Source organism: Actinomycetota bacterium, from assembly GCA_036280995.1.
GTDB lineage: Bacteria > Actinomycetota > CALGFH01 > CALGFH01 > CALGFH01 > CALGFH01.
Genome location: DASUPQ010000745.1, coordinates 1 through 10,064 on the forward strand (window position 1 = coordinate 1; position 10,064 = coordinate 10,064).

Annotated in this window: 8 protein-coding genes; 5 read left to right on the plus strand and 3 right to left on the minus strand. The window is 74.4% G+C overall.

Annotated elements, in window-relative coordinates; translation table 11 throughout:
* The 3 genes from VF468_24880 to VF468_24890 all read left to right on the plus strand — a co-directional run.
* A partial coding sequence (locus VF468_24880) for a sensor histidine kinase (protein ID HEX5881522.1) occupies positions 1-1,071 on the plus strand: 1,071 nt, incomplete at its 5' end.
* Positions 1,068-1,721 carry a response regulator transcription factor gene (locus VF468_24885; protein HEX5881523.1) on the plus strand — a complete coding sequence of 218 codons (654 nt, stop codon included), beginning with the start codon at positions 1,068-1,070 and terminating at the stop codon, positions 1,719-1,721. The genes VF468_24880 and VF468_24885, both read left to right, overlap by 4 nt.
* 4 nt (positions 1,722-1,725) lie before the next feature.
* A complete protein-coding gene (locus tag VF468_24890; protein ID HEX5881524.1) occupies positions 1,726-3,000 on the plus strand; it encodes a hemolysin family protein in 1,275 nt (424 codons plus the stop codon).
* On the opposite strand, the gene VF468_24895 is transcribed toward VF468_24890, so the two are convergent.
* Complete coding sequence (locus VF468_24895) at positions 2,992-4,524, minus strand: hypothetical protein (protein ID HEX5881525.1); 1,533 nt, start codon at positions 4,522-4,524, stop codon at positions 2,992-2,994. The two genes, VF468_24890 and VF468_24895, sit on opposite strands and share 9 nt — an antisense overlap.
* 139 nt (positions 4,525-4,663) lie before the next feature.
* On the opposite strand from VF468_24895, the gene VF468_24900 reads away from it, so the two are divergent.
* Positions 4,664-7,483 (plus strand): LuxR C-terminal-related transcriptional regulator, encoded by a 2,820-nt coding sequence (locus VF468_24900; protein HEX5881526.1) that lies wholly within the window; start codon positions 4,664-4,666, stop codon positions 7,481-7,483.
* A 36-nt stretch (positions 7,484-7,519) separates the two neighbouring features.
* Here the strand turns inward: VF468_24900 and VF468_24905 are convergent, their stop codons facing one another.
* Positions 7,520-7,912, minus strand: coding sequence for a VOC family protein (locus VF468_24905; protein HEX5881527.1), 393 nt, complete (start codon positions 7,910-7,912; stop codon positions 7,520-7,522).
* Between the two features lie 121 nt (positions 7,913-8,033).
* On the opposite strand from VF468_24905, the gene VF468_24910 reads away from it, so the two are divergent.
* A complete protein-coding gene (locus tag VF468_24910; GenBank protein ID HEX5881528.1) occupies positions 8,034-9,377 on the plus strand; it encodes a chloride channel protein in 1,344 nt (447 codons plus the stop codon).
* On the opposite strand, the gene VF468_24915 is transcribed toward VF468_24910, so the two are convergent.
* On the minus strand, positions 9,290-10,064 hold a 775-nt coding region (locus VF468_24915; protein HEX5881529.1), incomplete at its 5' end, for a carbon-nitrogen hydrolase family protein. The genes VF468_24910 and VF468_24915 overlap by 88 nt on opposite strands.

A 10,064-nucleotide genomic window follows, 5' to 3' on the forward strand; every position in this document is an offset into this window, starting at 1 on the left:
GGCGGCGCCTCGGCCGGGCTGGCCGTGGCCCTGGGGATCGCCCAGGGCGCGCCTCTGGTGCTGGCCCTGTCCCGGCCGATGGCCGGGTTCTGGCTGTCGCTGGTCGCCGGGATGCTGGTCAGCGAGGCGGCGCGGGCGGGAGGGCCCGGGCCGGTGTGGGCGGAGCCCAGCCTGCTGGCCCACCTGGCCGTCCTCGCCCTGGTCGGGCTGCAGGCCCGGCCCCGGGTCCTGGTCGAGCTGTGGCTGCTGACCCTGCTGGCCGGGGCGATCCTGGTCCAGCGCATGCCCGGGCTGAACGCCTCCCCCGACCTGGCCGAGATGACCACCCTGTCGGCCGTGGTCCTGCTGGCCGCCGGGGCCCTGGCGGCACGCCGCGAGAGCCGGCGGCGGCTGGCCGAGCAGCAGCTTGTCAACGACGCCGAACGGGCCCGGCGGGCCCTGCTCGAGGAGCGCACCCGGATCGCCCGCGAGCTGCACGACGTGGTCGCCCACCACATGTCGGTCATCGCCATCCAGGCCGAGGCCGCGCCCTACCGGGTGCCGGACCCCCCCGAGGAGCTGGCCCGGAGCTTCGCCGCCATCCGCGCCACCGCCACCGAGGGCCTGCGGGAGCTGCGGCGGGTGGTCGGGGTGCTGCGGGCCGACGAGGCCGCCGAGGACCACGGGCCGCAGCCCACCCTGGAGCGGCTGGACGAGCTCGTCGCCAACGTGGAAGCCGCCGGCCTGACGGCCACGGTGGAGGTCACGGGCACGCCGGGGCCGCTGCCGGCCGGGGTGGAGCTGTCCGCCTACCGGATCGTGCAGGAGGCGCTCAGCAACGCCGTGCGCCACGCACCCGGCTCCTCCGTGCGGGTGGCGCTCGATCACCGGCCGGGCGGGCTGGTGCTGCGGGTCGTCAACGGCCCGGCCCGGTCCCAGCCCGTTCCCCCCTCCCGCGGGTCCGGACATGGGGTGCCGGGCATGCGGGAACGGGCGGCCATGCTCGGGGGCGAGCTGACCGCCGAGCCCCGGCCCGACGGCGGCTGGGCGGTGACCTCGGTGCTGCCGCTGCCCGACGGTGCCGGCACATGAGCGTCCGGGTGCTGATCGCCGACGACCAGGCCATGGTCCGCGAGGGGTTCTCGGTGCTGCTCGGCGCCCAGCCCGGCATCGAGGTCGTCGGCGAGGCGGTCAACGGCCAGGACGCGGTCGACAAGGCCGCCGAGCTCCGGCCCGACGTCGTCCTCATGGACGTGCGCATGCCGGTGCTGAACGGGCTGGAGGCGACCCGGCTGCTCGCCGCCGGCGGGCCCAAGGTGCTGGTGGTGACCACCTTCGATCTGGACGAGTACGTCTATGAGGCGCTGCGCGCCGGGGCCAGCGGGTTCGTGCTCAAGGACGCCTCCGCCCAGGCCCTGGCCGAGGCGGTGCGGGTGGTGGCGGCCGGTGACGCCATGCTGTCGCCGTCGGTGACGCGCCGGCTGCTGGGGGCCTTCGCCCGGCTCGGCGCACCCCGGCCGCCGGACCGGGAGCAGGTCGAGCAGCTCACCGAGCGCGAGACGGAGGTGCTGACGCTGGTCGCCCGGGGACGCTCGAACGCCGAGATCGCCCGGGACCTGGTGGTCGCCGAGCAGACGGTGAAGACCCACATGGGCCGCGTCCTGACCAAGCTGGGCCTGCGGGACCGGACCCAGGCCGCCATCTTCGCCTACGAGACCGGGCTGGTGCGTCCGGGAGGATGACCTGATGGAGCTGCCATGGCTTGAGGCCGGACTGGTGCTGCTGCTGGTGGTGGTCAACGCCGGCTTCGCGGGCAGCGAGGTCGCCCTGATCTCGCTGCGTGAGGGCCAGCTGCGGCGCCTGGAGCAGGAAGGCGGCCAGGGCCGCCTGGTGGCCAGGCTGGCCCGCGACCCCAACCAGTTCCTGTCCACCATCCAGATCGGCATCACCCTGGCCGGGTTCCTGGCCTCGGCGGCCGCGGCCGTGTCCCTGGCCCAGCCGCTCCTGCCGCTGCTCGAGTTCCTCGGCCGGGCGGCCGAGCCGGTGGCCGTGCTCCTGATCACCGTCGTCCTCACCTACCTGACCCTGGTCGTCGGCGAGCTCGCCCCCAAGCGCATCGCCCTCCAGCGCCCGGAGCGGTGGGCCCGGCGGGCGGCCCGGCCCCTGGCGGTGGTCTCCACGGTGACCCGTCCGGCCGTCTGGCTCCTGTCGAAGTCGACCGACCTGCTGGTCCGCCTCGCGGGGGCCGACCCGGGCCGGCAGCGCGAGGAGATGACCGAGGAGGAGGTCCGCGACATGATCGTCACCGGCGGCGTGTTCCGGCCCGAGCAGCGCCGGCTGCTGTCCGAGGCGATCGAGATCGGCGAGCGGCGCCTGAGCGACGTCCTGGTGCCCCGCCGGGACGTCGTGGCCATCCCGGCCGAGGCCACGGTCCAGGAGGCGATCCAGACGCTGCTCGAGACCACCCACGGGCGGGCCCCGGTCTACCGCGGCGACCTCGACGAGGTGCTCGGCCTGGTCACCCTCCAGGAGCTGATCGGCGCCGAGGCCGCCGTGGCCGACTGCGTCCGGCCCGTGCTCGCCCTGCCCGAGTCGATGGGCGTGCTCGACGCCCTGCGGCGCCTCCAGGCCGAGCGCGGGCAGCTGGCCATCGTGCTCAACGAGTACGGCGGCACCGAGGGGATCGTCACCGTCGAGGACCTGCTCGAGGAGCTGGTCGGGGAGATCTACGACGAGTTCGACCCCGACTCCCATGGCATCCACCGCCAACCCGACGGCTCGTTCATCCTGCCCGGGTCGTTCCCCGTCCACGACCTCCCCGACCTGGACGTCTCCCTGCCCGAGGGCGACTACGCCACCGTCGCCGGACTGATCCTGGAGCGGCTGGGACGCATACCGGTCGCGGGCGACACCGTCCAGGTCGACCGCTGGCGGCTGGAGGTGCTCGCCATGGACCGCAACGCCATCGGCCGGGTGCGTCTGACCCCCGCTGGCCACCCCCCACCGGGCAGCTCACCCTGATTGACGTGCGGGGCGGCGCAGGTACAGGACCGCCGGCTCGGAGCCGGCCAACGGAGCCGTGAAGCCGAGGTCCTGGTCGCGCTCGACCGTCACCTCGTCCGCACCCATGGTCTGGCGGCTGTCGACGCCGAACCACTCGACCGTGTAGGTGCCGGCGGCAAGCCGCACGGTGAACGGGTCGGCCGTCGCGCCCGGCTGGAGGACGAGGTACTCCTCGCCGGGGTTGGCCAGGGCGTACCCGGTCGAGCTGAGCTCGCCGCGCGGCTGCATCTCGATCAGGCTCATCCGCTCGGCGAAGCGCCGGGTGTCGCCCATGGCGTAGCGGGCGGGCTCGAAGGCCGCATACGACATGGGGCCACCCGCGGCCGGGTCGGTCGGGTTGACGCCGCCCATGATCCCGAAGTCCATCAGGATCGGATGGTGGCCGCGCAGGAACGACCTCCAGGCCCAGAGCGCGTCGCCGCGGCCGGGGGCGTAGTGGTCGCTGTCAGAGATCACGACCTTGCCGCCGTCGGCGGCGGGCGGGTCCTCCAGCCACCGGGACTGCGGGGAGCCGGGCGCCATCGGGTGCCCGCCGTCGTTGAAGATCTCGTCGTCGTAGCCGGGCGAGATCCACTCGGCCCGGCTGGCCAGCAGCGGGTCGTTGACCCTGGTCTGTTCCGGGACGGGGTACTGCATGGTCATCCCCATCGGATGGGCGTCATAGCCCATCTCGGCCTCGTGCCGCTTCACGACGTCGATCACCCAGTACTGCCAGGCCGTGGAGTCGCCCCACTCGGGCGTGTCCGCCAGGCCCAGCATCTCGACGAAGGCCGGGTCGGCCTTGCCGCCGCCCGAGGACTCGTTGGCCACTTCCCACAGCAGGTTGGGCAGGTCGTGGAGGGTGTCGACCACCTTGCCGACGTAGGCCTCCTGGAGCTGCTGGACCCGCGGGTCCAGGGGCAGGACCTGGTAGTCGACGATCGAGTCGATCCCGACCCCGTTGACGTTGTTGGCGGCGTGGAACGGGTGCCCTTCGACATGGTCGGGCGCCGGGCTGAGGTGCAGGGCCCAGCCGTCGAACAACATCACCGCGACGTAGATCCCTCGCCTGCCCGCGGCGACGACGCGGTCGCGGAGCCGGTCGAAGAACGCCTCGTCGAACCGGTCCAGGTCGAACTTCGGCTTGCCGTCCTTGGCGGCACCAGGGCCGGTCCGCGCCCAGGGCTGTGGGGTCATGCACAGGTGGAAGTCGCCGCCGGCGGCCTGGGACTTGAACTGCTCCCAGCGCCAGAGCCGGATGAAGTTATGGCCGTGCTCGGCCAGGAAGCCGAGGTAGGCGTCGTAGTCGAACTGCTCCGGGGTCTCGGCGCAGACCGCACCGGGACCCATCCCGTCGTGCAGGTTGTTCCAGATGTGGGAGCCGGTGAGGTAGACCGCCTTCTGGCCGGATGCACTGGTGAAGTAGCGTGGGTTGGCCGCCGAGACCGTCAGGGGCCCGGCGACGGTGACCTGCCCGGACGAGTGCGCTTCGCTGGTGGTCATGACCTGTTCCTCCCGCGTGCGGGACTTCCTCGGGTGCCTGTCCAGCGTGGAAGACTGACCCTTCGGCGCGGGCGAAACATCGACCAGGTGGCCAGGTTCGCGGCCGGCAGGTGGCCGATGCGGGCACACTGAGGAGGCCATGTCTGACGCAACCGCACCGCCGGGCGCGGCCACCGAGGCATCGGTCCTCCTCGATCCCGGCGACCGGGCCGCCGGCGCGGCCGCGCACACGTTGCCGGTCCACCTCACCAGCTTTGTCGGGCGGCGGGCCGAGCTGGCCGCCGTGGCGGCCCTGCTGCGTGGGAGGCGGCTGGTGACGCTCACCGGCGTCGGTGGCTCGGGCAAGACCCGGCTCGCCGCTCGGCTCGCCGCCGACCAGGCTGAGCGGTGGCCGGACGGCGTGTGGTGGGTCGAGCTCGAGGCGGTCACCGATCCCGCCCAGGTCGCCGAGGTCGCCGCGGCGACGATCGGGGTGCTGGTTGAGCCCGTGCAGGGCTCGCTGCGGTCGTTGGCGGTGCAGCTCCGGGACCGCCGCATGCTTGTCTGCCTGGACAACTGCGAGCAGGTCCTGGAGGGCGCGGCGGAGGTGGCGGAGGCGCTCCTGCGCTCCGGCGCCAAGGTGACGGTCCTGACCACCAGCCGGGAGCCGCTCGGCGTGGCCGGGGAGACGGTGTGGCAGGTGCCCGCGCTCAGCGAGGACGACGCCCTCGCCCTGTTCCTGGAGCGCGCCAGCCTCGTCCGCCCGGGGTTCACGCTGGATGCGTCGGGCGAGGCCGCGGTCAGGACGATGTGCCGGCGCCTGGACGGCATCCCGCTCGCGCTCGAGCTGGCCGTCGCCTGGTTGCGGACGCTCACCCCGCGGCAGATCGTGGCCGGGCTCGACGACCGGTTCGCCCTGCTGGTCCGGGGTCCTCGCGGTGCCGTCCCCCGCCACCAGACCCTCGCGGCGTCGATCGAGTGGAGCCACGCGCTGCTGGCCGAGACCGACCGGATCGTCCTGCGCCGGCTGGCCGTGTTCGCCGGCGGGTTCGGCCTGGAGGCGGCGCGGGCGGTCGCTGTCGGCGGCGCCGTCGCCCGTGACGACGTGCTGGACGCCCTGGCCCGCCTGGTGGACAAGTCGCTCGTCGTCGCCGAGGAGCGCGACGGCGAAGCGCGCTACCGGCTCCTGGAGACGATCCGCCAGTATGCCGCCGACCGGCTGGGCGAAGCCGGCGAGGCCGCGGCGACCCGGGATCGTCACCTCGCCTGGTTCCTGGCCTTCGCCGAGGCCATCGAACCCGAGCTCCGGCGCGACCTGGCCGCCTGGCGGACCCGGCTCGAGCGGGAGCACGACAACCTCCGCGCGGCCCTGGACTGGGGGCTGGCGGCACCCGACCCGGAACGCGGTCGCCGGCTGGCGGCTGGGCTGCCGTGGCTGTGGCACCTGCACCGGCACGGCCGCGAGGGCCTCGAGTACCTGCGGCGGGCCATCGAGCGGGCGCCGGACGACCGGTCAACGCTCCAGGCGCGCCTGCTGACCGGCATCGCCCTGGTCGCCGACACGGCAAGCCCGCTCGGCCTGGAGTTCGACGCGGCGCAACGGGCCCTGGCGATCGCCACCGAGCAGGGCGATGAGCGACTCCGCGCGCTCTGCCTCACGCTGTCGGCCGTCGGGCGGTTCTACACCGACTTCGAGGCCGCCTGGGCGCTCACCGTCGACGCCCTCGGCGCCGCCGAGGCCGCCGGCGACTCCTTCGTCGCGGACGCCGCGCGAGCCCTCCAGGGGATCATCCTCCACCTCCGGGATCGCCACCAGGAGGCCGAGCCGCTCCTGGAATCCGCCGCCCAAGGGCTCCTGCGCCGGCACCCCGGGATCGCCGCGACCGTCCTCGCCTTCCAGGCCGGCGGCGCGCTCTGCACGGGCCGGGTCGACCTGGCCCGGGACCTCGCCGAACGTGCGGTCGGCGTCGCCGAGCCGCTCGGGGACTACCTCAGGGTCGGCAGCACCCGGAGTGCGCTCGCGATCGTCCATGGTCTCGCCGGCGACGTCGACGGCGGCCTGCGGCTGATGCGGCCGGTCGTGCGGCTGCTCGAGGACGCCGGGACCGACGTGTTCGTGCCCGGGATGGCTCGGGCCATGGGACTCCTGCAGCTGTGGCGGGACGACCCGGAGGCGGCGGCGAGCTGGTTCGGGCGGGAGGCACGTTCGACCGACCGCGGCACCGAGACATGGCTGGTGGCGCAGTCGCTGCCCGGGCTCGGCGCCGCCCTGCTCACCCTCGGCCGCCTCGACCAGGCCCGCGATGTGCTCGACCGGGCCGTCGCCGTGGCCCGCCGGCTGGACATGCCGTGCGTCCTGGCCGACGCCCTCGAGCAGCAGGGGCACCTGGCGGCCGCCGCCGACGACGCGGACCGCGCGATCGACCTCCACCACCAGGCCCTGGCCGTGCGGGTCGAGCGCGGGTTGCGCACCTTCTCCGTCGACAGCCTCGAGGCGCTGGCCACGCTCGCCGCTCGCGCCGAGCCGGCGCCCGAGGCCGTCCGGTTCCTGGCCGCCAGCGACCAGGCGCGCGCCTCCATGGGCTACCCGCGCGACCCCGCCCGTCGGCGGGCCAACCAGGCGACGGTCGCGGGCCTGCGGGCCGCCCTGGGCGACCGCCAGTTCGGGCAGGCGTGGGCCGAGGGCGCGGGCCTGACCCTCGACCAGGCGGTCACCTACGTTCGCCGGAGCCGCGGCGCGCGCCGCCGGCCGGCCACTGGCTGGGCCAGCCTCACCCCAACCGAGCTCGACGTTGTCCGGCTGGTGGTCGATGGGCTCAGCAACCCGGAGATCGGCAGCCATCTCTTCATGAGCCGGGGAACGGTCAAGACGCACCTGTCACACGTCTACGCCAAGCTCGGGGTCGCCAACCGGACGGAGCTTGCCACGCTCGCCGCCCCCCGTCTGGCCAAGGCCGGCACGTCCCGAGGGCCTGCCTGAGCTCCCCAGCTCGGGGGCTATGTGAGCAGCGTCTGATCACCCACTCGGTTGGACGGTCTCGGCGGCCGCCCAGCAAAGACAGAACGGGTGGCCGGCCGGGTCCGCGTAGACCTGGAAGACCTCGGCCGCCTCGGGGTCCTGGGCCGGCTGGAGGAGCCGCGCACCCAGCGAGATCGCCTTCTCGTGCGCGGCCTCGAGGTCGTCGACCCACAGGTCCAGGTGGAGCTGCTGCTGCGGTGTCCCGTCCGGCCAGTCGGGGGGAACGTGGTTCGGGGCGAGCTGGACGCCGAGCCGCCACTCGCCGTCGACCAGCACGCTGTGCCAGTCGTCGTCGGCGTCGACCGTGCCCCCCAGCAGCGCGGCCCAGAAGCTGCTCTCGGCGGCGAGGTCGGCGGCGTCGAACACGACGATCTGCCGCTTGATCTTCATGCGGCCATCCTTTCACAGCGCGCCGACGGTACAGGTCGGAGAGCCATCCTGATGGGATGATGCGGGCTCTCCGGGGCGGCGGCATGCTGCTCCTGCCGTTGCAGGAGACGAAGGGGGAGCAATGCCCGGTCCGGCGCCCGACCTCGACCCCATGGCCGTGCTCCGGAGCCGGGGCTATGTAGGGCTGCTGGTGCTGGCGGCGGTCATCGGGGTGCCGATCTCGGCGGCCGCGTACGGCTTCCTCGCCCTGCTCACCGGCCTCCAGGAGTGGGTCTTCACCGACCTTCCCGAGGCGCTGGGCTTCGAGCGCGCGCCGCTGTGGTGGCCGCTGCCGCCGCTCGCCCTGGCCGGGCTGCTGGTCGGGCTGACCATCCGCTCCCTGCCCGGGCGGGGCGGCCATTCGCCGGCCGACGGGTTGGTGGCCACCGGGGCGCCGTCGCCCGCCGAGCTCCCCGGCGTCGTCCTGGCGGCCCTGGCCAGCCTCAGCCTGGGCGTGGTGCTGGGGCCCGAGGCGCCGCTGATCGCCCTCGGGGGCGGGCTGGCCGCCCTCGCCGTCCGCCTGGCCAGGCGCCCGGCCCCACCCCAGGTCACGTCGGTGGTGGCCGCCGCGGGCAGCTTCGCCGCCATCAGCACCCTGCTGGGGTCGCCCCTGCTGGGGGCGTTCCTGCTGATGGAGGCGTCGGGGCTCGGCGGGCCGACGCTGGGGCTGGTGCTGGTCCCGGGCCTGGTGGCCGCCGGGCTCGGGTCGCTGATCTTCGTCGGCCTTGGCAACCTGACGGGGCTGGGCACCTTCTCGCTGTCCCTCCCGGACCTGCCGCCGTTCACCCAGCCCAACCTGCCCAGCTTCCTGTGGGCGCTGGCCATCGGCCTGCTGGCGGCCGTGCTGGGCACCGCGATCCGCCGGCTGGCCCTCCTGCTCCGGCCCCACGTCGAGCGGCGGCTGCTCCTGGCCACCCCGCTGGTGGGCCTGGCCGTCGGCGCCCTGGCGATGGTCTACGCCGAGGTGAGCGGCCACAGCTTCTCCGACGTGCTGTTCTCGGGCCAGGACGCGATGGGCCCGCTGATCAGCCAGAGCGCCGGCTACTCGGTGGGTGCGCTGCTGCTGCTGGTGGCCTGCAAGGGGCTGGCCTACGGCGCGTCGATGAGCGGCTTCCGGGGCGGGCCGGTGTTCCCGGCGATGTTCCTGGGCGCGGCCGGCGGCATCGCCCTGTCCCATCTTCCCGGGTTGCCGCTGGTCGCCGGGGTCGCCATGGGCATCGGGGCCATGAGCGTGGTCATGCTCCGGCTGCCGCTGACCTCGGTCCTGCTGGCCACGCTGCTGCTGGCCTCGGACGCGCTCGCCGTGATGCCGCTGGTGATCGTGGCCGTCACCGTGGCCTATGTGGCCTCGGCCAGGCTCGCCCCGACCCCCGCCGGCGACCCGTCGGCCGCCTCTCCGGCGGCGCGTGACAGGGCGACCAGGTGAGGCTTGGGGCGGTCGTCGACGGTCAGGCGGAACACGTCGGGGCGGTTGTAGTGGCCGACGGGGTCGAACAGGCGCCGGCGGGCCCGGGCCGCGTCCAGGTCGAGGGTGGCGTGGAGGATGCCCTCCTCGCGGACCAGCGGCCCGGCGAGCACGGTGCCGGCGGGGTCGACGATCACCGAGTAGCCGTCCAGCATCCAGTCGCCGTGCGGCTCGACCCCGCGCCACAGCCGGTCCCGGTCGGGCACGCTGGCCGGCACCTCGGAGAACCGGGCCGCCGGGGCGACCCCGATGACGTGGCAGACGCCCTCGCGGGCGATGTGGCGCATGGTGGCCACCCAGGGCTCGTGGGTGGCCAGGGTGGGCGCGACCCAGATGTCGACCCCCTGGGCGTAGAGGGCGAAGCGGGCCAGGGGCATGTAGTTCTCCCAGCAGATCAGCCCGCCCACCCGGCCCACCGCGGTCTGGTGGACAGCCAGGTCGGAGCCGTCCCCCATGCCCCAGACCAGCCGCTCGGCGTGGGTCGGGACCAGCTTGCGGTGCTTGCCCAGCAGCCGGCCGCCGTCGTCGAAGTACAGGACCGTGTTGTAGACGGTGCCGCCGTGCTCCTCGCGCTCGTCCACCCCCATGACCAGGTGGACGCCGGCGTCGCGGGCGGCCGCGCCCAGCCGCTCGGTCACCGGGCCGGGC